This window comes from Mycolicibacterium sp. SMGY-1XX (assembly GCF_059132455.1).
This window is the reverse complement of sequence record NZ_CP101139.1, coordinates 5,781,716-5,805,486: the sequence shown is the minus strand read 5'-3', so window position 1 is coordinate 5,805,486 and position 23,771 is coordinate 5,781,716. Positions and strand designations below refer to the sequence as shown.

Annotated in this window: 25 protein-coding genes; 13 read left to right on the top strand and 12 right to left on the bottom strand. The window is 67.2% G+C overall.

Annotation, left to right across the window (positions count from 1 at the left end; translation table 11 throughout):
* Position 1: 1 nt before the first annotated feature.
* Both NL241_RS27730 and NL241_RS27725 read left to right on the top strand, forming a co-directional pair.
* Positions 2-1,345 (top strand): hypothetical protein, encoded by a 1,344-nt coding sequence (locus NL241_RS27730; protein WP_494395608.1) that lies wholly within the window; start codon positions 2-4, stop codon positions 1,343-1,345.
* A gap of 85 nt (positions 1,346-1,430) precedes the next feature.
* Positions 1,431-1,826, top strand: coding sequence for a hypothetical protein (locus NL241_RS27725; protein ID WP_494395607.1), 396 nt, complete (start codon positions 1,431-1,433; stop codon positions 1,824-1,826).
* 81 nt (positions 1,827-1,907) lie between these two features.
* On the opposite strand, the gene coaA is transcribed toward NL241_RS27725, so the two are convergent.
* Positions 1,908-2,846, bottom strand: coding sequence for a type I pantothenate kinase (coaA, locus tag NL241_RS27720; RefSeq protein ID WP_487692863.1), 939 nt, complete (start codon positions 2,844-2,846; stop codon positions 1,908-1,910).
* Positions 2,847-2,921: 75 nt separating this feature from the next.
* Between coaA and NL241_RS27715 the strand changes: the two genes are divergently transcribed.
* The 9 genes from NL241_RS27715 to NL241_RS27675 all read left to right on the top strand — a co-directional run bounded on the left by NL241_RS27715 (position 2,922) and on the right by NL241_RS27675 (position 12,046).
* Positions 2,922-4,121, top strand: a complete 1,200-nt coding sequence (locus tag NL241_RS27715) for a DUF885 domain-containing protein (RefSeq protein ID WP_494395606.1) — start codon at positions 2,922-2,924, stop codon at positions 4,119-4,121.
* A 34-nt stretch (positions 4,122-4,155) separates the two neighbouring features.
* A complete protein-coding gene (locus tag NL241_RS27710) occupies positions 4,156-5,646 on the top strand; it encodes a glycine hydroxymethyltransferase (RefSeq protein ID WP_487692865.1) in 1,491 nt (496 codons plus the stop codon).
* Between the two features lie 110 nt (positions 5,647-5,756).
* Positions 5,757-6,584 carry an acyl-ACP desaturase gene (locus NL241_RS27705; RefSeq protein WP_487692866.1) on the top strand — a complete coding sequence of 276 codons (828 nt, stop codon included), beginning with the start codon at positions 5,757-5,759 and terminating at the stop codon, positions 6,582-6,584.
* A 193-nt stretch (positions 6,585-6,777) separates the two neighbouring features.
* Positions 6,778-8,091: an RNA 5'-3' helicase PhoH2 gene (gene phoH2 / locus NL241_RS27700; RefSeq protein ID WP_487692867.1), complete on the top strand. Its 1,314-nt coding sequence runs from the start codon at positions 6,778-6,780 to the stop codon at positions 8,089-8,091.
* Between the two features lie 92 nt (positions 8,092-8,183).
* The gene (locus NL241_RS27695; protein ID WP_494398404.1) at positions 8,184-8,888 is read left to right on the top strand and encodes a polysaccharide deacetylase family protein; all 705 of its coding nucleotides are present in this window, start codon (positions 8,184-8,186) and stop codon (positions 8,886-8,888) included.
* Entirely contained in the window at positions 8,885-10,090 is a 1,206-nt protein-coding gene (locus NL241_RS27690) for a cation:proton antiporter domain-containing protein (RefSeq protein ID WP_494395605.1), read from the top strand. The genes NL241_RS27695 and NL241_RS27690 overlap by 4 nt, the downstream gene beginning before the upstream one ends.
* A gap of 65 nt (positions 10,091-10,155) precedes the next feature.
* The gene (locus NL241_RS27685) at positions 10,156-11,085 is read left to right on the top strand and encodes an oxygenase MpaB family protein (RefSeq protein WP_494395604.1); all 930 of its coding nucleotides are present in this window, start codon (positions 10,156-10,158) and stop codon (positions 11,083-11,085) included.
* The gene (locus NL241_RS27680; RefSeq protein WP_494398403.1) at positions 11,085-11,672 is read left to right on the top strand and encodes a TetR/AcrR family transcriptional regulator; all 588 of its coding nucleotides are present in this window, start codon (positions 11,085-11,087) and stop codon (positions 11,670-11,672) included. The genes NL241_RS27685 and NL241_RS27680 overlap by 1 nt, the downstream gene beginning before the upstream one ends.
* Positions 11,673-11,692: 20 nt before the next feature.
* A complete protein-coding gene (locus tag NL241_RS27675; protein WP_487692870.1) occupies positions 11,693-12,046 on the top strand; it encodes a DUF732 domain-containing protein in 354 nt (117 codons plus the stop codon).
* A 57-nt stretch (positions 12,047-12,103) separates the two neighbouring features.
* Here NL241_RS27675 and NL241_RS27670 read toward each other — a convergent pair whose 3' ends face one another.
* On the bottom strand, positions 12,104-13,516 hold the full coding sequence (locus NL241_RS27670) for a class II fumarate hydratase (protein WP_494395603.1): 1,413 nt from the start codon (positions 13,514-13,516) through the stop codon (positions 12,104-12,106).
* Between the two features lie 20 nt (positions 13,517-13,536).
* Complete coding sequence (glpX, locus tag NL241_RS27665) at positions 13,537-14,583, bottom strand: class II fructose-bisphosphatase (RefSeq protein ID WP_487692872.1); 1,047 nt, start codon at positions 14,581-14,583, stop codon at positions 13,537-13,539.
* 54 nt (positions 14,584-14,637) lie between these two features.
* Between glpX and NL241_RS27660 the strand changes: the two genes are divergently transcribed.
* Positions 14,638-15,300, top strand: coding sequence for a DUF4245 domain-containing protein (locus NL241_RS27660; protein WP_494395602.1), 663 nt, complete (start codon positions 14,638-14,640; stop codon positions 15,298-15,300).
* Positions 15,301-15,322: 22 nt separating this feature from the next.
* A complete protein-coding gene (locus tag NL241_RS27655; RefSeq protein ID WP_494395601.1) occupies positions 15,323-16,120 on the top strand; it encodes a dienelactone hydrolase family protein in 798 nt (265 codons plus the stop codon).
* Positions 16,121-16,162: 42 nt separating this feature from the next.
* Here NL241_RS27655 and NL241_RS27650 read toward each other — a convergent pair whose 3' ends face one another.
* The 9 genes from NL241_RS27650 to NL241_RS27610 all read right to left on the bottom strand — a co-directional run bounded on the left by NL241_RS27650 (position 16,163) and on the right by NL241_RS27610 (position 23,716).
* Entirely contained in the window at positions 16,163-16,432 is a 270-nt protein-coding gene (locus NL241_RS27650) for a YdeI/OmpD-associated family protein (protein ID WP_494395600.1), read from the bottom strand.
* On the bottom strand, positions 16,432-17,613 hold the full coding sequence (locus tag NL241_RS27645) for an AI-2E family transporter (protein WP_494395599.1): 1,182 nt from the start codon (positions 17,611-17,613) through the stop codon (positions 16,432-16,434). Before NL241_RS27645 ends, NL241_RS27650 begins: the two co-directional genes overlap by 1 nt.
* Positions 17,614-17,635: 22 nt before the next feature.
* The gene (locus tag NL241_RS27640) at positions 17,636-18,391 is read right to left on the bottom strand and encodes an SDR family NAD(P)-dependent oxidoreductase (protein WP_494395598.1); all 756 of its coding nucleotides are present in this window, start codon (positions 18,389-18,391) and stop codon (positions 17,636-17,638) included.
* A complete protein-coding gene (locus NL241_RS27635) occupies positions 18,388-19,455 on the bottom strand; it encodes an NAD-dependent epimerase/dehydratase family protein (protein WP_487692885.1) in 1,068 nt (355 codons plus the stop codon). The genes NL241_RS27640 and NL241_RS27635 overlap by 4 nt, the downstream gene beginning before the upstream one ends.
* Positions 19,456-19,515: 60 nt before the next feature.
* A complete protein-coding gene (locus NL241_RS27630; RefSeq protein WP_494395597.1) occupies positions 19,516-19,662 on the bottom strand; it encodes a hypothetical protein in 147 nt (48 codons plus the stop codon).
* Positions 19,659-20,534, bottom strand: coding sequence for a formylglycine-generating enzyme family protein (locus NL241_RS27625; RefSeq protein WP_494395596.1), 876 nt, complete (start codon positions 20,532-20,534; stop codon positions 19,659-19,661). The genes NL241_RS27630 and NL241_RS27625 overlap by 4 nt, the downstream gene beginning before the upstream one ends.
* The gene (locus NL241_RS27620; RefSeq protein ID WP_494395595.1) at positions 20,518-21,426 is read right to left on the bottom strand and encodes an HAD family hydrolase; all 909 of its coding nucleotides are present in this window, start codon (positions 21,424-21,426) and stop codon (positions 20,518-20,520) included. Before NL241_RS27620 ends, NL241_RS27625 begins: the two co-directional genes overlap by 17 nt.
* Positions 21,427-22,968, bottom strand: a complete 1,542-nt coding sequence (locus tag NL241_RS27615) for an arylsulfatase (RefSeq protein WP_494395594.1) — start codon at positions 22,966-22,968, stop codon at positions 21,427-21,429.
* Positions 22,969-23,059: 91 nt separating this feature from the next.
* A complete protein-coding gene (locus tag NL241_RS27610; RefSeq protein ID WP_487692890.1) occupies positions 23,060-23,716 on the bottom strand; it encodes a GntR family transcriptional regulator in 657 nt (218 codons plus the stop codon).
* Positions 23,717-23,771 lie beyond the last annotated feature (55 nt).

The window sequence follows — 23,771 nt, the reverse complement described above, 5'->3', positions numbered from 1 at the left end:
CATGGCCGCCCTCTCAGCCGTGGTGTTCGCGCTGAGTTGGTGGCTGGGGTTGTATCTGCTGGCCCGCGATCCGCGGAAACCGGTGCTGGGGCTGGCGGCGCTGGGGTTGTGCAGTTTCGCGGTGGTGGTCGCGCTGGATGCGGTTCGGCTCACCAGCCAGGCCGGGTACCTGGGCCGCATCGAGATCTTCCTGGTGGCGGTGCCCGGGGTGGCGTGGTTTGCGGTGCTGTTGGAGCTGGCCCGCCCCCACGAGCGCTGGCGGCTTCGTGAGCTCGGTGCAGTCGGGGTCGTCGCCGCTTTGGCGGTGACGGGGGCCGCGCTCGCCGGTGGCGTCGACGGGCCGCTGCGAGCCGGGCACTGGCTGATGTTCACGGTGATCTCGGTGTCGTCGCTCGGGGCGATGGTGCGGGCCTACCGGCGACCGCAACGCCCGGGATCGGCGATGGGGGTGCTGGTTGTCGCGACGCTGTTCTTCGCGCTGGGCAACGCCATCCTGGTGATCCCGCTCGGTCTGCTGCCGAGTTGGCTGGCGTTGGCGTCGACGGGCTTCGATCTGCTGCTGTTGGGCGTGGCCGTCGCGCTGTGGGATGCGTTCGACGAAGGGCAGGCGCTGCGGGCCGGGATGCTGAGGTCGTTCGTCGGCTCGGTGTTGGTGGCGTTGGTGTTCGGCGGGCAGGCACTGATCGGGTTGGCCGTCACCGGCTCGTCGGGCCGGCTGGTGGTGACGGTGCTGCTGTTCACCAGCCTGGCGGTGGCCCTGGCCATCACGGTGCTGGCCGACCCGCTGGCCGGGGTGCTGGACCGGCTGACGTTCTCGCCTGCGTTGCAGGCCGACCGGGCCGCACTGCGGCGCACCGAGGCGGCCTTGCCGCTGCGTTCGGCCAATCCGCTGGACGAGCTGGATGACGATACGTTCGCCCGGCTGACCCGTCGCGCCCTCGGCCATTACGGTGACCTGTCCAAGCTCGTCGCCAGCCCGCTGACCGCCCTACCCGTCATCGATGAGCGGCTGGCGGCGCGCGGGGCACCCGATCAACCACTGGAGCGGGCCGCCGAACTCAAGGCCGTGCTGGCCGACCGGATCGCCGCGCTGAAGCCTCGCGATGCCGGCGACTTCGGCACCACCGAGGAGTGGCGGCACTACAACTCGCTGTACTTCCCGTACGTCGCCGGCGTGCGGGCCTACGCGCAGAACGCCACCGCCGCGGGTCTGGATCCGGTGGCCCGTCAGGCGTGGCAGTGGTTGGTCACCGAGGTGCCGCAGCGCTCGCTGCACAACTGGCAGAACGCGGCGGCCCGGGTGATCGCGGCGGATCTGCGTGGACAGGTAGCGCTCTGGCAGTAGTTGGCAGTAGCGTGCGTCGACCTGGCAGTGGCCGCTGAGCAGCATCGATGGTGTCAGAACACTCATCGATGCACAGGAGCGCCGCATGACTGCCATCTCTGCCCCGGCCACCGACTCGCTGCTGCGATTCGCCCTCCGCCTCGACGCCACTGCCACCGGAATGTGCGGTGTGGCGTTGGCTGCGTTCGCCGGACCGCTGTCGTCCCTGACCGGTTTCACGCCCAACCAGGAGTATGTCGTGGGCGCCGCGCTGGTGCTCTACGGCGTGGTGGTGTACAGCCTGGCCGGGCTGGAGTCGGTGCGCCGGGCCGGGATCGGCGTGGTGATCGCCAATCTGGTCTGCACCGCGGCTGCGGTGGCCGTCGCGGTGTCCGGGATGCTGCCGCTGACCGCGCTGGGGGTGACGGCACTGTGGTTCAGCGCCGTGTACACCACGGCGTTCGCGATCGCCCAGTACCTGGGGGTGAGGCGTATGGCGTGATATCCGGGCGCCGGAAGAGGTTACGTCGCCTTGGGATTTCGGCGCGCTGGTAACCGCTCAGCGGTTATGAGCGCGCCGAAATCACAGTTTTCGGAGGCGCAGGCGGTTGATCGAGTGGTCGGAGTCCTTGCGCAGCACCAGGGTGGCGCGCGGCCGGGTCGGCAGGATGTTCTCCATCAGGTTGGGCCGGTTGATGGAATGCCAGATGTCGCGAGCGGCGAAAACCGCCTGCTCGTCGGTGAGGGTGGCGTAGTGGTGGAAGTGTGACGCGGGGTCGGCGAAGGCCCCGGCACGCATCGCCAGGAAGCGCGAGACGTACCACCCCTCGATGTCCTCGATCCGCGCGTCGACGTACACCGAGAAATCGAACAGATCCGAGACCATCAGCGTCGGCCCCGTCTGCAGGACGTTGAGTCCCTCCAGAATGAGGATGTCGGGGTGGCGCACCACGTGCTTCTCGTCGGGCACGATGTCGTAGAGCAGGTGCGAGTACACCGGTGCGCACACCTGATCGGCGCCGGACTTCACCGTCGTGACGAACCGCATCAACGCCCTGCGGTCATAACTCTCCGGAAACCCTTTGCGATGCATCAGGTTTCGCCGGGTGAGCTCGTGGTTGGGGTAGAGGAACCCGTCGGTGGTCACCAGGTCGACGCGAGGGTGATGACCCCAGCGCGCCAGCAGTGCCTGCAGCACGCGGGCCGTGGTGGACTTGCCCACCGCGACGCTGCCCGCCACGCCGATGACGAACGGAACCGGCCGGTCGGGATTCTGCTGCGGTTCGCCGAGGAACTCCGCGGTGGCCGCGAACAGCCGTTGCCGGGCGGCCACCTGCAGGTGGATCAACCGGGCCAGCGGCAGGTAGACCTCTTCGACCTCCAGCAGGTCCAACTGCTCGCCGAGGCCGCGCAGCCCGACCACTTCTTCCTCGGTCAGCTTCAGCGGGGTCGACATACGCAATGCACGCCATTGACTCCGGTCGAACTCCACGTAGGGGCTCGGCTCGCTCAGGCGCGCCATGCGTAGTTCATACCGCATTACCCCGAGCGCATGACCAGCAGGTGTCGGATGCCGCGCCCAACTAATCTGTCCGACATGGATTCCGACACCCTGATCCGCGAGTACCTGCTGCTCGGTTTGCGGTTCGATCGCATCGAGGAGGGTTACGTCGACTCCTTCACCGGTGACCAGACGCTGCGCCAGGCCGTGGCCAACGAAACCGCCCCTGATCCGGCCGACCTGACCCGGCAGGCGCACCGGCTCCTGGACGCGCTGCCGCAGGCCTCGCTGGAGCCGGCGCGGGCCGACTACCTGCGCGCCCACCTGCGCGCACTGGCCTGTTCGGGGCGCAAGTTCGCCGGTGAGCCGGTGGGGTTCGTCGACGAGGTGCGGGACTACTTCGACGTCACCATCAGCAAGGGCGACACCGACCGATACGCCGAGGCGCACACCAAACTGGATGCCGCGCTGGGTGGCAGCGGACCGCTGGCCGATCGGATGCAGGCCTACCGGGCGGGCGAGGAGATCCCGCCCGAGCGGCTCGGCGAGTGCATCGAGGCGTTCTCCAGCGCCTTGCGTGATCGGGTGCGCGCGGAGTTCCCGCTCGATGCCCGCGAGACCATCAACTACGAGATCGTCACCGACAAACCGTGGTCGGGGTTCAACTACTACGAAGGCGACTACCGCTCCACCGTCGCCGTCAACGCCGACCTCAAGCAGCAGATGTCCAATCTGCCGCGGCTGGTGGCCCACGAGTCCTATCCGGGGCATCACACCGAACACTGCCGCAAGGAAGCGGGTCTGGTGGAGAAGCAGAATCAGCTGGAACAGACCATCTTCCTGGTCAACACACCACAGTGCCTGATGGCCGAAGGCCTGGCCGATCTGGCGTTGTATGCAGCGGTCGGCCCGGGCTGGGGTGTGTGGGCCACCGAGATCTACGCCGATCTGGGGTTGACGTTCGACGGGGAGCGGGCCGAGGCCATCTCGGAGGCGTCGGCGGCGCTGGCCGACGTGCGTCAGGACGCGGCGCTGATGTTGCACGACGAACACCGCGACGTCGACGACGTCGCGGCCTTCCTGCAGCGGTGGCTGCTGGTCAACGACGCCCGCGCCCGGCAGGCCCTGCGCTTCCTGTCCTCGCCGCTGTGGCGCGCCTACACCAGTACCTATGTCGAGGGCTACCGCCTGCTGCGGGGCTGGCTGGAGGCCCGGCCGGCCGAGGTGAGCCTCACCCAGCAGTTCACCCGGCTGCTCGACGAGCCGCTGATCCCGTCGAGCCTGCGGGCGGCGTGACTGACGCGGGGTCTCGGCGACTACCCTTGACCCCATGACTGCCGAGTCTCTTGCTGCTGGAACCACCGCACCGTACGTAGCTCCGGGAGCCGACTACGCCGCCACCGCCAGCGAGGCCTACCAGGCTGCGCTGCGCGTCATCGAATCCGTCGAGCCCCGCGTCGCGGCCGCCACCCGCAAAGAGCTTGCCGACCAACGTGACTCGCTGAAACTGATCGCCAGTGAGAACTACGCGTCGCCGGCCACGCTGCTCACCATGGGCACCTGGTTCTCCGACAAGTACGCCGAAGGCACTGTCGGGCACCGGTTCTACGCGGCCTGCCAGAACGTCGACACCGTGGAGGCACTGGCCGCCGAACACGCCCGCGAGCTGTTCGGAAGCCCCTACGCCTACGCCCAGCCGCACTCCGGTATCGACGCCAACCTGGTGGCGTTCTGGGCCATCCTGGCGACCAAGGTCGAGGCCCCCGGGCTGGCCGAACTCGGCGCCAAGCACGTCAACGACCTGTCCGAAGCCGACTGGGAGAGCCTGCGCGCCAAGCTGGGCAACCAGCGGCTGCTGGGGATGTCGCTGGACACCGGCGGCCACCTCACCCACGGCTTCCGCCCCAACATCTCGGGCAAGATGTTCCACCAGCGCCAGTACGGCACCGACCCCGAGACGGGTCTGCTGGACTACGACGCCGTGGCCGCGGCCGCCCGCGAATTCAAGCCGCTGATCCTGGTGGCGGGCTATTCGGCCTACCCGCGCCGGGTGAACTTCGCCAAGATGCGTGAGATCGCCGACGAGGTGGGTGCCACCTTGATGGTCGACATGGCGCACTTCGCCGGCCTGGTGGCGGGCAAGGTGTTCACCGGTGACGAGGACCCGGTGCCCCATGCGCATGTCACCACGACGACCACGCACAAGTCGTTGCGCGGCCCGCGTGGTGGCCTGGTGCTGGCCACCGAGGAGTTCGCCCCGGCCGTCGACAAGGGCTGCCCGATGGTGCTCGGCGGTCCGCTGTCACATGTGATGGCCGCCAAGGCCGTGGCACTCGCCGAGGCCCGGCAGCCGGAGTTCCGGACGTACGCCCAGCGCATCGCCGACAACGCCAAGGCGCTGGCCGAGGGCTTCCTCAAGCGCGGCGCCCGGTTGGTCACCGGCGGCACCGACAACCACCTGGTGCTGCTGGACGTGACGTCGTTCGGGCTCACCGGCCGGCAGGCGGAGTCGGCGCTGCTCGATTCGGGCATCGTCACCAACCGCAACGCCATTCCGGCCGATCCGAACGGGGCCTGGTACACCAGTGGCATCCGGTTCGGTTCCCCGGCGCTGACCACACGCGGGTTCGGTACCGACGACTTCGACCGGGTGGCCGAGCTGGTGGTGGAGGTGCTGTCGAACACCCAGCCGACCGCCGCCTCGTCCGGCCCGTCCAAGGCGAAGTACACGCTGGCCGACGGCACCGCCGAACGGGTGCACGCGGCCGCCGCCGAACTGCTGGCCGCCAACCCGCTGTACCCGGGCCTGCAGGTGCAGTAGCGGCCGTATCGCCGGACCCGCGGAGGACCGGCGAAGGACCAAAGTCACCAGTCCGCCGGACACGCTCCACCGATTTCGGGGAATGTGTGAACTCGGGTTACAGTTATTTCATGGCTGATACACCCGTTGCCAACGCACTGACGCTGGAGCTGGAGCCCGTTGTCGCCGAGAACTACCGGCGTCACGTCGAGACCGCGAACGTGTGGTTCGCGCACGACTACGTGCCCTTCGAACAGGGCAAGAACTTCGCTTTCCTCGGGGGCACGGACTGGGACGAGTCCGAGGTCACGCTGCCCAAGCACGTCGTCGACGCGCTCGAGATCCTGCTGATCACCAAGGACAACCTCGCCGGTTACCACCGCGAGCTGGTCGAGCACTTCATCCTCGAATGGAAGTGGGGCCGCTGGCTCGGGCGCTGGACCGCCGAAGAGCACCTCCACGCCGTGGTGCTGCGCAACTACCTGGTGGTCACCCGTAACTTCGACCCCACGGCCAACGAAGACGTGCGCGTCGAGCACGTGATGAAGGGCTACCGGGCCGACGAGTTCAGCCAGATCGAGACCCTGGTCTTCATGGCGCTCTTCGAGCGTGCCCACGCCGTGTTCTGCCGGCGGCTGGCCGAGCAGATCGACGAGCCGGTGCTCAAGTCGATGATCGAGAAGATCGCCCTCGACGAGGAACGCCACGAACTGTTCTTCTCCAATCTGGTCCGGTGGTGCCTGGAGCACGACGATGCCGAGACCGTTCGGGCGGTCGCCGCGCGTGCCGCGGGACTGCAGGTCCCGGGAGCCGATATCGACGCGTATGCCGACAAGGTGTCCGTTGTCGCCGAAGCCGGCATTTTCGGGCCTGACCAGCTGCGACAGGTGATCTCCGACGAGATCACCGCGCTGGGCCTGGCCGGGGAGCCGGAGCTCACCGGTTTCGTAACGAAGTAGTCACGAGAAAGTCGCGCGCGCCTGCCCGGCGAGATCCCCGCAACGGGGGTAGCGTCGCACTCGATGGCCAGCAACTTGCTTCGCTATCCGGGCGGTACTCCCGTAGTTACTACGGCAGGACCGGCCCCGGTCCTGGTGCCGCAGCGCCCGCCGAAATCTCTCCGCGGGGCCGTGCGGAGTCGAGGAGCGCCACGTGACAAATTCGCTGGTTCGGACGTACGTACTCGATACGTCTGTTTTGCTCTCGGATCCCTGGGCTTGCACCAGGTTTGCCGAACATGAGGTGATAGTGCCGCTGGTGGTGATCAGCGAGTTGGAGGCCAAACGCCACCATCACGAACTCGGCTGGTTCGCCCGCCAGGCACTGCGCATGTTCGATGATCTCCGGTTGGAGCACGGGCGCCTCGATCAGCCCATTCCCGTTGGGACGCAGGGCGGTACGTTGCAGGTCGAGCTCAACCACAGCGACCCCACCGTCTTGCCGCTGGGCTTCCGCACCGAAACCAACGACGCGCGCATCCTGACCTGCGCGGCCAATCTGGCTGCCGAGGGCAAACTCGTCACCCTCGTAAGCAAGGACATCCCGCTGCGCGTCAAGGCCGGCGCGGTGGGCCTGGCCGCCGACGAGTACCACGCCCAGGATGTAGTGACCTCCGGTTGGACCGGGATGACGGAACTGGACGTGTCCGCTGAGGACATCGACGGCATGTTCACCGAGGGCGAGATCGACCTGGAAGCGGCGCGGGATCTGCCGTGCCACACCGGTGTTCGGCTGCTCGGTGGCAGTTCGAGTGCGCTCGGCCGGGTGAACCCCGACAAGCGGGTGCAGCTGGTCCGCGGTGACCGCGAAGTGTTCGGCCTCCGGGGAAGGTCAGCCGAACAACGCGTCGCACTGGATCTGCTGCTCGACGAATCGGTGGGCATCGTGTCCCTCGGCGGCAAGGCCGGCACCGGCAAGTCGGCGCTGGCGCTGTGCGCGGGTCTGGAGGCGGTGCTGGAACGCCGCACCCAGCGCAAGGTCGTGGTGTTCCGGCCGCTGTACGCGGTCGGCGGGCAAGACCTCGGCTACCTGCCGGGCAGCGAGAGCGACAAGATGGGCCCTTGGGCGCAAGCCGTTTTCGACACCCTCGAAGGGTTGGCCAGCCCGGCCGTGCTCGAAGAGGTGCTCTCGCGCGGCATGCTCGAGGTGCTGCCGCTGACTCACATCCGCGGCCGGTCACTGCACGACTCGTTCGTGATCGTCGACGAAGCGCAGTCGCTGGAGCGCAATGTGCTGCTGACCGTGCTGTCGCGGTTGGGTGCCGGGTCGCGGGTGGTGCTCACCCATGACGTGGCGCAGCGTGACAACCTGCGGGTCGGCCGGCATGACGGTGTGGCCGCGGTGATCGAAAAGCTGAAGGGGCACCCGCTGTTCGCCCACATCACGCTGCTGCGCAGTGAGCGCTCGCCGATCGCTGCGCTCGTCACCGAGATGCTCGAGGAGATCAGCCCCGGCGCCCTGCCGTGACACGTGAGTTCGGCGCGCTCATCACCGCTCAGCGGCGATGAGCGCGCCGAAATCGTTAGTCTGTGACCGTGTGGATCCGCGCGGTGATCGCGATGCTGATGGTGGTGCTGCTGTGGTTCACCACCCAGGCCGAAGCTGACGCCGACGACGTCGATTGCGCGGTGGTCAAGTGTGTGGCGCTGACGTTCGACGACGGGCCGGGTCCGCACACCGACCGCCTGCTGCAGGTGCTGGCCGCCGCCGATGCCGAGGCGACGTTCTTTCTCGTCGGCGAGAAGGTGGCGGCAGACCCGTTGGCCGCCAAGCGCATTGCCGATGCCGGCATGGAGATCGGCAATCACAGCTGGAGCCATCCCGACCTGACCACCATTCCGGCGGCGGAGGTGGCGACGCAGTTCAGCAGTACCACCGCCGCCATCGAGGCGGCGACCGGGCAGCGGCCGGTGCTCATGCGCCCCGGCTTCGGGATGCTCGACGACGAGGTGCTGTCTCAGGCCGGACACCAGGGCCTGGCCGCGATCAATTGGGATGTGGTGCCCTATGACTGGCTGCACGACACCGACACCGCTGCGTCCCGTGCGGTACTGATGGCGCACCTGCGGCCGGGTTCGGTGGTGCTGTTGCACGACACCTTCGCCTCCACCGTCGACCTCGTGGAAGAGTTTCTCCCGGTGTTGCGCGCCAACGGATATCACCCGGTGACCGTGAGCCGGCTGCTCGGTCCGCGGCAGCCGGGCAGTGTGTACGGCGGCCGGGACAACGGCCCGCCCGTCCACGACTTGCGCGACGTCCCATGACCCACGAGTCCGCCTTGGTGCTGACCCTGCTGGTGCTGGGCTATGCCGTGGTGTCCGGTCTGGTGGCCCGCTGGTATGTGGCGCCCGCACTGATCTTCATCGCAGCCGGCCTGCTGCTGGGCCCGTCGGGGCTGGGTGTTCTCGACATCGGAGCGGACACAGCCACTTTCACCGTCGTGGCCCAGCTGGCCCTGACCGTGATCCTGTTCAATCAGGCTGCCGAACTCGATCTGCGCTCGGTGCTCAAACGGGGTCACGAGAGTTTCCGGCTGATCCTGATCGGTATCCCGCTGACTCTGGGACTCGGAACCGTCACCGCGCTGGTGGTGCTGCCGGTGATGCCGGTGTGGGAAGCGGTGTGCCTGGCGGCTATCGTCGCGCCGCTGGAGGTGACGCTCATCGAGGCGCTCCTGGAGGACCGCCGGATCCCCGAACGGGTGCGGCACGCCCTGGCGATGGAGAGCGGCTGCTACGACGGGTTCGCTCTGGCAGCGCTTTTCGCCGCGCTGGCGCTGGCCTCGGAACGGTCCGAGACCGCCTCGAACTGGGGCTGGTTCCTGCTGCGCACCGAACTGCTGTCGCTGTGCGCGGGCGCCGCCGTCGGGCTGCTCGGCGGACTGGCGGTCGCGAAGTCGTACGAACACCGCTGGATCAACGGCACCTGGGCGCAGTTGGCGACGGTCGCGGTGGCACTGCTGTGTTTCCAGGTGGGGGAGATGTTCCACGGCAGCGGTTTCGTGGCGGCGTTCGCAGGCGGGCTGGCGACCGCGGTGCTGGCCCAGCGGACCGGCGCCGAGGTGCCGCGTCAGGTGTCCGATGCCGCCGGGCACCTGCTGGAGTTGTTGGTGTTCGCCATGTTCGGTGCGGCCGCGGTGATCATCGGCTGGCGCGATGCGGACTGGCGGGTGGTGGTGTTCGCCGTGCTGGCGGTGTTCGTGGTGCGGGTGGTGGCGGTATGGCTGGCGCTGATCCGCACCGATGTGCCGACCCGCAGCCGGTTGTTCATCGGCTGGTTCGGGCCGCGGGGGATCGGCACCCTGGTGCTCGGTCTGCTCGTGGTGCAGGAGGGGGCCATCGAGCAGGTGGACCTGATCACCCAGACCGTGGTCGTCGCCGTCACACTCAGCCTGGTGGTGCACAGCGCCACCGCACCGCTGGGAATCAGGTTGGTGCAACGCGACCGACTGGCGCGCCAGGCGTAATGTGCCATTGACATATTGACACAGCTGGCTAGTCTTTGTTTCAACTTCTGAGGAACGAGGGCACCATGAGTGCGTCAGCAGCAGAAGCCCCCGCGCAGGTGGCGGTGCGGCCATGGGTGATCCGTGAGTTCCGTAAACACACCGGTAGCGCGCTGGCGGGTGTTTTCGGCGGAGCGGCCTTCGACGAGGTGGCGCTGGCCCCGGTGGCCGCGGCCGTCGACCGTACCGGCCGCTTCGCCGGCAATTTCGCCGACCGCGGGGTGCGCAGCGGCGCGGCGACCATGCTGGTGTTCTTCGGTGACGCAGAGGACCGCGCCGCCGAGGCCGAGCGGCTCAAGCGGCTGCACCGGGACGTGAAGGGCAGCGGCAAAGGCGATTTCGTTGATGTCCGGTACAGCGCGCTGGCGCCGGAGCTGTGGAAATGGATCGGGGTCAGCGGACTGCTGGTGCCCATCCGCTCGTTCACCCCTGCCACCGGCATCGCCATGACCAGCATGGAACGCGAAACCGCCTACCGGATGCTGGTCGAGGCGTTCAGCGCGCTGGAACTGCCCGCCAGAGCGGGCACGCTGCCGCAGACCTACGCCGAGGCGATCAGCTATTACGAAGACATGGTGGCGAACAAGTTGGGCGCCAACGCTTTTCTGGACCAGGCGGTGGCAACGCTCGACAAGCTCCCGTTGCCGACGCTGGGTATCTCCGGGCCGGTGCGGGCGGCGGTGACGCCGGCGTGGCTGTTGGCCCGGCCGGCGATCGGGCGCTTCGTGAAAGTGTGCTCATTCGGCATCATGCACCCGAAAGTGCGTGACATGACCGGCTTTCGGTGGTCCCGCAGGCACGACCTGGAGTTCTTCGCCTACACCGCTGCGCTGCAGCTGGCCTGGCGGGTGCTGCCGGAGCGGGTGGTTCTGGTGCCGCTGGCGCACAACCGCCTCGAGTACGAAAAGATCGTCGCGGCATACCGGTCCGTGGGCCTCGATTCCTTCGCCCCGTGATGCGGCGCCAACACAACACCGCGTCACCGTCGGAGCAGGAAGACGCCATCCTCAAAGCCGCGATCGAGGAGATCGAACTGGTCGGGATGGTGCGAGCGAGCCTGGACGTGGTGGCGCGGCAGGCCGGGGTGAGCCGCAGCACGCTCTACCGCAGGTTTCCCAATCGCGAATCGTTGATGTCGGCCGTCGGGCGGCGCACCTTCGAAACAGCGCTGAACCGGCTTGCCACCATCTCGGTGGGCGCCAGCCCACAGGACGCGGCCGTCGCGGCATTCGGGGAGGGTCTGCGGCTGCTGACGACGATGCCGATCCTGCGTCACTTCCTCCAGCTCGACGCGGGCACCGTGATCGTCGAAGGCATGTACGCCGAGGCCGGTGAGTTCCTGACCGTCAGCGCCCACGCAATGGCCGCCGGCCTGCGGGCCGCGGGCGCACAGATGCCGGACGCTGAGCTGCTCGCAGTGTCCGAGTTGCACATCCGGCTGGCCTGTTCGCTGGCGCAGGTGCCCACGCCGTCGCTGGACATCGGCGATCAGGATGCGGTGCGTACCTACGCCGCTCGGCATCTGGCACCGCTGGTGTGGTGAATGCTCTACGCTCAGCGGCTATGAGGATGGCGCTGGCTTTGGGTGGAGCGTTGGCCGTGATGGGGATCGGCACTGCGGCCGTCGGAATGGCGCCGGCCGCGCAGGCCGATCAGATCGGGTATCTGGTCAACGTGACGGTGAAGCCGGGCTACAACTTCCCGAATGCCGACGCCGCACTGCAATACGGCTATCTGCTGTGTGACCGGATCCGGGGCGGCGAGCCGTATCCGATGCTCGCCCGGTCTATCAAGGACTACTTCCGCACCGACGAGTACGGCGCGTCGTACCTGTTGAGTCAGGCCACCGGTGAACTGTGCCCGGCCCAGATCTGGGCGCTGCGGCAGTCCGCGGCCGGCTACACCCCCCAGCCCTAAACGGGATTTGGGCGCGATTTCAACCGCTCAGCGGTCGAAATCGCGCCCAAATCGCAACTAATCCCCGTCGCGCACCTTGGCCATCGCCAGCACGTCCAGGCGCTTGTCCAGCTCGGCCTCGGACAGCTTGTCGCCGATCAGGCCGCGGTCGATGACCGTCTGCCGAATGGTTTTCTTCTCCTTGAGCGCCTGCTTGGCCACCGCGGCGGCCTCCTCGTAGCCGATGGCCGAGTTCAGCGGCGTCACGATCGACGGCGACGACTCGGCCAGCTCCAGCAGGTGTGCCTCGTTGGCCACCAGGCCGTCGATGCACCGGCCGGCGAACAGCTTCGACACATTGGCCAGCAGCGTGAACGACTCGAGGATGTTGCGCGCCATCATCGGGATGTAGACGTTGAGTTCGAAGGCGCCGGAGAGACCACCGACGGCCACCGCCGCGTCGTTGCCGATCACCTGGGCCGCGACCTGCGTGACGGCCTCGGGGATGACGGGGTTGACCTTGCCCGGCATGATCGAGCTGCCCGGCTGCAGGTCCGGCAGCTGGATCTCGCCCAGGCCGGTCAGCGGACCCGAGCCCATCCAGCGGATGTCGTTGGCGATCTTGGTCAGTGACACGGCGATGGTCTTGAGCGCACCGGAGGCCTCGACCAGACCGTCGCGGGCGGCCTGCGCCTCGAAAGAGTCCTCCGCCGTGCGCAATTCGGCCAGGCCGGTGTCGTTGACCAACACCTCGACCACCTTGGCACCGAAGCCGTCGGGGGCGTTGAGACCGGTGCCGACGGCGGTGCCGCCGATGGCCAGCTCGCCCAGGCGTGGCAACGTCGCGCGAACCCGTTCGATACCGGCCTGCACCTGGCGGGCGTAGCCGCCGAACTCCTGGCCGAGTGTCACCGGCACGGCGTCCATCAGGTGGGTGCGGCCGGACTTGACGGTGGTACGCCACTGCCGGGCCTTGTTGGCCAACGACTCGTGCAGGATCTCCAGCGCCGGGATCAGTTGCCGCACAGCAGCTTCGGTGGCGGCGATGTGGGTGGCCGTGGGGAACGTGTCGTTGGAGCTCTGCGACATGTTCACGTGGTCGTTGGGGTGCACCGTCACACCGTTGGCCGCCGCGATCGAGGCGATGACCTCGTTGGTGTTCATATTCGAGCTGGTACCCGACCCGGTCTGGAACACGTCGATGGGGAACTGGTCGTCGTGCAGCCCGTCCGCGATTTCGCCGGCGGCGGCGATGATCGCGTCGGCCTTATCGGCGTCCAGCAGACCCAGGTCCTTGTTCACCTGAGCGCATGCCGCCTTCAGCAGTCCGAGCGCCCGGATCTGCGTGCGCTCCAACCCGCGCCCGGAGATCGGGAAGTTCTCCACGGCCCGCTGGGTCTGCGCGCGCCACAGTGCGCGGGCAGGTACCCGGACCTCGCCCATGGTGTCGTGCTCGATGCGGTAGTCGCCGTCGACTGCGCTCTCGGTCATTAGCTCCCTTTGCTCGTTTCTTACGGAAGTGGATAGGCGGCGGATGTGTCCCCGGTGAAGTTCACCGCGGAGTATTCGTTGAGCTTGGACAGGCGGTGATACGCCTCGATCATGCGGACGGTGCCGGACTTGGACCGCATCACGATGGACTGCGTGGTGCAGCCGCCGCCGAAGAACCGGACACCCTTGAGCAGGTCGCCGTCGGTGACGCCGGTGGCGGAGAAGAAGACGTTCTCACCGGACACCAGGTCCTCGGTGGTGAGGATCTGGTCCAGGTCGTAGCCCTTGTCGAGGGCGCGCTGACGTTCGTCGTCGTCGGTGGGGGCCAACTTGGCCTGGATGGCACCGCCCATGCACCGGATCGCGGCGGCGGCGATGATGCCTTCGGGTGTGCCGCCGATGCCGACGAGCAGGTCGGTGCCCGAGTCGGGACGGCAGGCCGAGATGGCGCCGGCGACGTCGCCGTCGGAGATCAGCCGGATGCGGGCGCCCGCGTCGCGGATCTCGGCGACCAGATCGGCGTGGCGGGGCCTGTCCAGGACACAGACGGTGATGTCGGCGACTGAGGACTTGCGTACCTTGGCGACCTTCTTGATGTTGTCCGCGATGGGGGCGGAGATGTCGATGACGTCGGCGGCGTCGGGGCCGACGGCGATCTTGTGCATGTAGAACACCGCCGACGGGTCGAACATGGCGCCGCGCTCGGCCACCGCCAGCACCGAGATGGCATTCGGCATGCCCTTGCTCATCAAGGTGGTGCCGTCCACCGGGTCGACGGCGAAGTCGCAGTCCGGCCCGTCGCCGTTGCCGACCTCTTCGCCGTTGTAGAGCATCGGCGCGTTGTCCTTCTCGCCCTCGCCGATCACGACGACGCCGCGCATCGAGACGGAATTCACCAGCTCACGCATGGCATCGACGGCGGCGCCGTCGCCGCCCTCCTTGTCTCCACGCCCGACCCAGCGGCCGGCGGCCATCGCCCCGGCCTCGGTGACGCGGACCAATTCGAGGGCGAGGTTACGGTCTGGAGCTTCGCGACGACGAGCGGGCGTTTCGGGCGCGGCATTCATGGGGGTGATTGTCCCATTAGCAGAAGCGGCGTAGGGAGCTGGGATACTGGACGCGTGAGTACGGAACCGCAGCAGACGCCGGGCAGCGCGAGCCCCGGCGTTCCGACGCCCAAGGAGGCCAAGCCGCGGGTACTGCAGGATGGCCGCGACATGTTCTGGTCGATGGCACCGTTGATTCTCGGATGCATTCTGTTGGCGGGGATGCTCGGTATGTGCTCGTTCCAGCCCAGCGGCCCGTCACAAGGGCCGATCCCGACCTATGACGCCGAAGGGGCGCTCGGCTCGGACGCCGAGACACTTGGCTTCCCGATCCGGATGCCGGTCCTGCCCGAGGGCTGGAAGCCCAACTCGGGGCGTCGTGACGGCCTCGACGGCGCACGCACCGATCCCGTCACCGGGCAGCCGGCGCGCGCGCTGATCTCCAACGTCGGTTACATCACCCCCGACACCAAGTACATGAGCCTGACGCAGAGCAACGCCGACGAAGACGACCTCGTCCGTTCCATCGCCGCGGGGGCCTACCCGACGGGCACCGTCGAGGTGGGCGGGCGGCAGTGGATCGTCTACGAAGGCGCCGCGGAAGACGGGCCCGACGAGCCGGTGTGGACCACCAGGATCGGCAGTACGCAGTTGGCCATCACCGGCGGCGGTTCACCTGAGGAATTCCGGACACTGGCCAACGCCACCCAGACGCAGGCACCGTTACCCGCCGCATGATCTGCAAGCCAGGAGGACCCCGTTGAACGCACCCGAGGCTGACCTTGCGGGCTGGAGCGCCGCGCCGTTCACCGGTGGCGGCTACACCCACGACGTCTACCGCAAGGGTGCGGGGCCCGGTGTGGTGCTGATCCCCGAGATGCCCGGGCTGCACCCCGGCGTGCTGGCGTTGGGCAACCACCTGGTGGACAACGGGTTCACCGTAGCGGCGCCGTCGTTGTTCGGCACGCCGGGCGCACCGGCACTGGCACCGTCGGCGGTGCCGACGCTGGCACGGGGATGTATCGCCAGGGAGTTCGCGGCGTTCGCCACCAACAAGCAGCGGCCTGTGGCGATGTTCCTGCGCGCGTTGGCGCGCGACCTCAATGCCAGCACACCGGGCAAGGGAGTCGGTGTGATCGGGCAGTGCTTCACCGGTGGCTTCGCTTTGGCCGCGGCGGTCGACGAGAGTGTGCTCGCGCCGGTGCTGAGCCAACCCTCGCTACCTCTTCCTCTGACTCCGAAACAGCGCCGCGATCCCGGCGTCTCCGAGGGAGAGCTGAAGATCATCGAGAAGCGCGCCGCCGAAGAGGGGCTGTGCGCCCTCGGTCTGCGGTTCAGCGCGGACTGGATGAGCCCGGGGGAGCGGTTCACCACCTTGAAGCAGCGCTTGGGCGACGCGTTCGAGGTCATCGAAATCGATTCGGGCCCAGGCAATCCCGACGGGTTCACCCGGGCGGCGCACTCGGTGCTCACCGATCAGGTGCGCGAGGCCGACGGGCACCCGGCCTACGAGGCGCGCAAACGCGTCGTCGAATTCCTCACTCAGCGCTTGGGTTAGCGTTCAGCCGGCGGTTGGGCTGCCGCCGGGCCCACGGACTATCTATGCCTTTCCCGTCCGCTCCCGGTGCTTGCACCCCGGCCAACAGCACGGCCGACGCATGCCGTCTTCCAACTCTTCCTGGGTACGCCGGATGCGTCGCTCGCGGGTCTTGTCCTGTTTGGCGTCCTCGACCCAACAGATGAACTCGTTGCGCGCCAACGGCGTGATGTCTTTCCACGCCGCCAGCGCGTCGGCGTTGGCTGCCAGGGCCGCACGCAGATCGGCGGGCAGTTTGTGGACCACCCCGCCGGGGACCCGTGGTGCGCTCATCAGTCCTCCGCAGGTGCAGGTGCAGGTGCAGGTTTCTTGAACCGGGATATCAGCGACTTCCACACCGACGTCCGGGGTTCGGTCTCGGCCTCTGCTTCGGTGCCGACGTGGTGGTCTTCGAGCTCGACACCTTTGTATACGGCCAGGTACACGCTGATGGTGGTGACGATGATGATCATCAGCACGGGCCCGAGCACGATGCCCCAGAAGCCGAACATCTGTAGCCCGGCGAACACCGACAGCAACATCAGTGCCGCATTGAGGTGGGCTTCCTTGGGTACCAACAGGGGGCGTAGCACGTTGTCGATGTTGGTGGTCACCACGATGTGGAACACCACCACGAAGATGCCGCCGATCACGTTGCCGAATAACGCCATTCCGATGCCCAGTGGAATGGTGACGATGCCGCTTCCAAGCGGGATGAACGACAGCGCCGTCAAGAAGATGGCGAACATGAAAATCGCGTCGTGGATGCCGCCGATGTAGATCGAGATCGCTCCGGCGACACCTTGGCAGACCGCGATGATGAACTGGCCTTTGACGGTGGCCTTCACCATGGCGCCGATCTTGGCGATGTAGAGGTCAGATACCTCTTCTCCCAACGGGTTCAGCTGTTTGATCAGATCGATCACCTTGTGGCCGCCGATGAGCAGCGACAAGAACACGTACAGGAAGATGATCGCTGAGGTGAGCGTGCTGAAGGCGCTTCCGGCCGAATCGCTGGCGAAGCGCAGGGCGGCTTCGCCCACGGTCTGCCCGACCTTGACCATGTTGTCGCGGATGGAGTCCATGGTCAGGGTGATGTCCAGGAACGGAACCTGGGACAGCGCTCGGTTGGCCGAGTCGAGCAGACGGTTACCCAGTGCGCTCAGGTCGGTGTGGCCCACCCAGTTGCTGATACCGGCCACCATCTCGGTGATCTGCACAACCGCCAGGGTGATCACCGCCGCCACCGGCACCGCCACAATGGCGATCGCGGCCAACAACGTCAGCGTTGCCGAGAGCCCGGTACCCATTCGGCGCCGAAACCGTTGGTACACCGGGGTGAACAGGTATGCGGCCACCGCGGCGACGACGATCAGGACGAAGTACGTGCGCAAGAAGTAGGCGCCAAAAGCGAGCGCAACCACGGTCAGGATGGCCAGGGCGCGCTTCTGCGTAACGCTGAACTCGTTGATCATCGGCCCCAATACTAGGGGGCTATTACGTCTGACCTGCGAACTTCATCAGATGCTCGTGGATGTTGGGGTAGCGCTTCAGGTGGGCACCACCGTTGAGGTCGATGACTTCACCTGTCAGCCACGAGGATTTGTCCGAACACAGGAACGCCACGGCGTCGGCGATGTCCTGCGGCGTGCCGGTGCGTCCGAGCGGGGTGTTCTCGACGTACTCCTCCACCACGCCGGGGATCATCGCGGCCGGCTCGGTGAGCGGGGTCGGAACGAACCCGGGGGAGACGGCGTTGACGCGGATGCCACGCGGCCCGAGTTCGAGCGCAGCCACCTGCGTCAGCATTGCCAGCCCGGCCTTGGCCGAACAATAGGCGCTCATCCCGACCGCCGGCTGCCGCGCGTTCAGCGACGTCAGCGACACGATCGAGCCACCCTCGCCCATCCGCTGCCCGGCGTGCTTGAGCACCAGGAAGCCGCCGGTGAGGCAGACGTCGACCACCTCCCGGAACTGTGCGATGTCCAGATCGGTGATGGGGCTGAAGCCGCTGAAGCCGGCACAGTTCACGGTGGCGTCCGGGACGATGCCCTCGAACAGCGCCTGCACGGAGGCTTCGTCGGTGACGTCGACGAACGCGCCCGCGTGGGGCGCACCGAGTTCGGCGGCGCGTTGCCGTGCCCCGTCGACGTTGCGGTCGGCGATGGTCACCGTCGAGTCGGCGGCCAGGGTCTGCGCAATAGCCCAGCCGATCCCGGAGGCGCCGCCGACGACCACGGCGTGCCGCGTCACTGCTGGCCTTTCGCGGTCTCCGGACGCGGGTCGCCCCATTTGGCGGTGACGGCACCCCATGGGTCGGCGTAGATTCCCGGCGCCTTGTAGTAGGCGGCGCGCCGCGTGAGGATCTGATGGGCGATGGGCGCGGCCAGTCTGATCAGCGGCCGCTTCCAGCCCGCGTTCTCGGCCGTCTCGATCAGCATTTCCGGCCACGAATGACGTTGGAAGTCAAGCACTTCCTGTGCCCGGCTGGTGTCCATCCAGTCGGTGGCGAACCACTTGAGGTCACTGTTGGGGTCGCCTTTGCGTCCGATGGGCAGCCCGCCCACCAGACCCATGGCCGCGGCGGTGGCCGGCCCGATGTCGCCCTGGGTCAGCCGGTGGGTGCTGTCGCCGCCGATGAGCAGCGTCTCGCCCAGGCAGTCGGCGGTGGTGGCGTTGGCGAAGGCGCGCGCGACATCGCGGACATCGACGGTCTGGATGCGCCCGTCGGTGGGCAGCAGGCCTTCGAAGAAGATGAAATCGGGGTTGAGATCGAATTGCAGTGCCACCGTGAGCACTCCACCCAGGCGCAGGATCGCCCAGTCGAGATCCGAGGCGCGCACCAGTCCTTCGGCTTCGACTTTGTGCGCCCCGTAGATGTCGTAAGGCGCCACCGGGGTGTCCGCGGTCAGCACGTCGGTGATGCGGTGCGGGTTGCGCGGCCCGTACACCGCGACGCTGGACGCGAGCACGAATCGCGGTGGCGCCGCCTGCCTGGTGGCGGCGGCCAGCAGATTGGCGGTGCCGTCGACATTCACCTTCTTGGCCAGTGCGTGGCGGCTGTAGCAATGCGGGGCGATCACGGCGGCCAGGTGGATCACCGACGTGGGCACGACGTCGGCGAACAGGGCGTCGACGGCGGCCGGGTCGGTCAGGTCGGCGTAGCGCACCAGCACTCCGGGCGGGAGTTTGGTGGCCGCCTCACGGTTGGCGGGGATGTCGAGGTCGGTGGCGACGACTCGGCGCCCCTCGGCGGCCAGATGAGCGACGGTGGCGGATCCGACCAAGCCGAATGCCCCCGTGACCAGTACCGTCATGCGTCTCCCTCAGCCCGATCTGGAACGTGTTCCAGACCCTACTAGGTGAGGCCCGTCGGGTCACTGAGGAAGGTGCGTCTTGGCCTCGTCATAACCTGCGGACCCGCTCTCGCCACCCGGGCCGTAGACCACGTACCGCACTCCTGTGGAGAAGGCCGTCGACGACAGCAGCCGCAACGGCAGCGAATCACCCTGATTAGAATTCATCGCCGGACGCAGCGGAACCCGATGTGGCTCATCCCCGTGTCGACGGCCTGAGGCCGGCGGGCAGCCGGGCGGTAGCGCCGGCAGTAGCTGTCGGCGCACAGGAAGGACCCACCCTTGATGACACGACGCGCAACCCCGGACTGCGGGTCTCTGGACTCCTCGGCGCAGCAGGATGCGCTGCCCCGGTCCGAGCTGTAGAAGTCGGTGGTCCACTCCCAGACATTGCCTGCCATGTCGTAGAGGCCGTAACCGTTGGGCGGGTAACTGCCCACCGCCGCCGACTGGCCGTAGCCGGTGTCGGGCAGGTACGGGAATTCGCCGTGCCAGTAGTTGGCCAGCTTCTGACCGGGCGGCTCGGGTTCCTCGCCCCAGGTGTAGACGGCGTGCGGGAGCCCGCCCCGGGCCGCGATCTCCCACTCGGCTTCGGTCGGCAGGTGCAGGCCCGCCCAGTCGGCGTAGGCCTGCGCGTCCTCGAACGCGATGTGCACGACGGGGTGGTGGTCGCGGCCGCTGAGTCCGGAGCGCGGTCCACGCGGATGGTTCCAGCAGGCGCCGGGTGTCCATGTCCACCACTGCGACAGGTGACGGAGGTCGACGGGCCCGGGCGTGCGCCGGAACACCATGGAACCGGGCTGCAGGTTCTCGGGAGGGGCCCCGGGGTAGTCCGCCGGGTTCAGCGGCCGCTCCGCGACCGTCACGTGACCGGTGGCCGAAACGAACTGTTCGAATTCGGCATTCGTCACCTGGTGGGGCTGGATCCAGAACCCGTCGACCGTCACCTGGTGTGCCGGGGCTTCCTCGGGATAGTGGTCGTCGGAACCCACCATCGCCGTCTGCCCCGGGATCCAGACCATGTCACTCGCTGAAGACATGGGTCCAATCGTCGCGCATGCTGGCCACCGACCACTTGCGAGCCGCCGCCAACTCCAGAGCCTTCTCCGCGCCCGCGACATAGTCGAATTCGCGGGCCGCGTCGTCATGTTTGACCAGCAGCGCCAGCGACGGCAACACACCGGAGGTGGTGTACTCCAGCATCTCGATGTCGCCGTTGGAGTTACCGGCGGCGAAGATCGGGCGGCGGCCGGTGCGGCTCCAGATGCGGACCGGCTTGATGGGGCCGTCGTCGAGGAACTCCGCCTGCGCGGTGGTGAACAGCCGACCGTCCTGGTAGATCAGTCCGACCGAACTGCCGATCACCCGCTCCGGCGGAATGCCGTACATCGGCCCGGTGACCGGCCGCATGAAATCGCGTCCACCGCCGGAGACGATGTAGTTGGTGAACCCGTGCGCCTCCAGGTAACGCAACAACTCGACCATGGGCGGGTAGCCCGTGGCGGTGTAGGGGCGGTCCAGGGTGGGATGACGGATGTCTGCGAAGAACGTGCGCACCCGTTCGGCATGTTCCTCGGTGGAGATCGCCGCATTCGCGGAAAGTATCCCCGCCGCAAGCACTTTCAGATCGCTGTCGTCACCCTCGTAGTGCTTGGTGACGGCGGCGCCGAACCATTGCAGGTCGCCGGCCGCGGCGGCCCGGTACGGTTGACGCTCGGCCAGCGACGGATCCTCGGCCACCTGTTGCGCGAGCCGGCGCACCAGGAAGTCCAGCTGCACATAGGCCGGTTTCTCACACCACAGTGTTCCGTCGTTGTCGAACACGGCGATGCGTTCTTGCGGCGCCACATAGCTTTCTCCGGGAGCGGTGACAAGCGCGACGAAGTCGACGATGGCCGCCTTCGTGGGCCCGTCTTTCCATGAGTCCAGCATTTAGTCCTTCGCCAGGAATTCGTGGAGCTTCTCCAACGCCTGGTCGATGGTGAAGCTGGCCGGTTCGTGCCGGGGCGGGAACTCCTTGAACGTCTCCAGGAACTGCGTCACGATCGCGCTGGCGTAGAAGACCAAGAAGCCGCGGCGAATCAGCCAGTCCCAGTACGTGTTCGAGGTGATGTCGGCGCGTTCGAACGGATCGGTGCGCAGGTTGAACAGCTTGGGCACCCGCAGCGGCGTGAACGGCTCGGCCCACACCTGCAGCGTGCCCTGGCAGCGCTGCTCCTGGAACACCACCTTCCAGTTGTCGTAGCGCAGACCCAGGACGTCGCCATCGTCGGAGAAGTAGATGAAGCCTTCTCGTGGGCTCGCGTCGACCTCGCCGGTCAGGTACGGCAGCAGGTTGTACCCGTCGATGTGGACTCGGAACTCTTTCTCACCCGCCGCGTGACCCGCCTTCAACTTCTCCACGATGTCGGGTTCGCCGGCGGCGGCCAGAAAAGTGGGAAGCCAATCATGATGCTGCACAATCTCGTTCGAGATCGAGCCGGCGGCGATCTTGCCGGGCCAGCGGATCAACTCCGGCACCCGGAACGCACCTTCCCAGTTCGTGTTCTTCTCGCTGCGGAACGGGGTGGTGGCGCCGTCGGGCCAGGTGTTGGCGTGCGGGCCGTTGTCGGTGGAGTAGATGACGATGGTGTCCTCGGCGATGCCGAGCTCGTCGACCGCGTCCAGAATCTGCCCCACATGGCGGTCGTGATCGATCATGGTGTCGTGATAGGGCGACTGCCAGCGGCCGGCCTGTCCGACGCTTTCGGGCTTGGTATGGGTGAACAGGTGCATGTGCGTCGTGTTCATCCACACGAAGAACGGGGTGTCCGCCGCGGCTTGACGTTTGATGAAGTCGACGCACGCTTCGGTGGTTTCGTCGTCGATGCTCTCCATCCGCTTGCGGGTCAGCGGACCGGTGTCCTCGATGCGTTGTCTGCCCACCGGTCCCCATCGTGGATGATCGGGCTCATCTGAGACTTCGTCGGTGGCCCAGCACCTCAGGACTCCCCGGGGCCGCGCCGCCTCGTACATGCGGGGGAACTGCTCCCGGTCCGGGTAGTCGGGGTTCTCCGGCTCCTCCTCGGCGTTGAGGTGGTAGAGGTTGCCGAAGAATTCGTCGAAACCGTGCACCGTGGGCAGGTGCTTGTTGAGATCGCCGAAATGGTTCTTGCCGAACTGCCCGGTGGCATAGCCGAGAGGTTTGAGGAGCTCGGCGATCGTGGGATCATCGGCGGCCCAACCGATATCGGCCCCCGGCACGCCGACCTTGCTCATCCCGGTGCGATAGACACTCTGCCCGCTGATGAACGCGGCCCGGCCGGCGGTACAACTCTGCTCGCCGTAGGAGTCGGTGAACCGCATGCCCTCGGTGGCGATGCGATCGATGTTGGGGGTGCGGTATCCCATCAGTCCGTCGCTGTAGCAGCTGAGGTTGGTGATGCCGATGTCGTCGCCCCAGATGACCAGGATGTTCGGTTTGCCGTTCGGCATGCTCGAGTCTCCGTTCCCCACGCGGCCCTGCTTGGGCCAGGCGGGGACAACGCTATTCGGTTGACGGACGTCAGGTGAGGTAGTTCACGAACTACTGGTCTCGTCGTTGCGGCAACGTCGCATAGGTGAAATCGAACAGATAGTCGTTCAGCGCCAGGGAGGCCGTCTCGGCGGCGTCGCCGTCGCCCTCAGCGATCGACGCCAGAATGTCGTGGTGCAGTTTGGCGGCCCGGGCCAGATCATCGGCCGGTGCGGAGAGGTTGCCGAACCAGAACCGCCGGGACAGGCCCTGCAAGGGAGCCATGGCAACTTCGACGAACTCGTTGTGCGTGGCGCTGACCACCAGGGCATGCGCTGATCGCAGGAACCGGGAGAAGTCCTCGACCGACAGCGGTCCGCCCAGTACGTCGTCGGCGAGCCGGCGGGCCGTGGCGCGTTGCTCGGCGCTGGCGCGTAGCGCGGCGAGGCGGACGGCGAACGGCTCGAGCGTGCGGCGCAGCTCCAGCAGCTTCAGCTGCGCCTCGATGGAGGCCACCGGCACCAACACGCCGCGGTTCGGGTGGATCTCGACCAGCCGTTCGCGCGCGAGCCGCTGCAAGGCCTCGCGGACCGGGGTGCGACCCAGGCCCGTTCGCTCCATCAGCTGCTTCTCCGAGACCAGCGTGCCGGGTGCCAGCTCCTGCAACACGATCATCCGCTCGATGTCGAGGAACGCCTGATCGGACTTGTTCGGGGTGACGCCGGTCATGTCGGTGCCTTGTCTGTCACGGGGTAGACATTATCGCGACAGTCCATGTACGGTC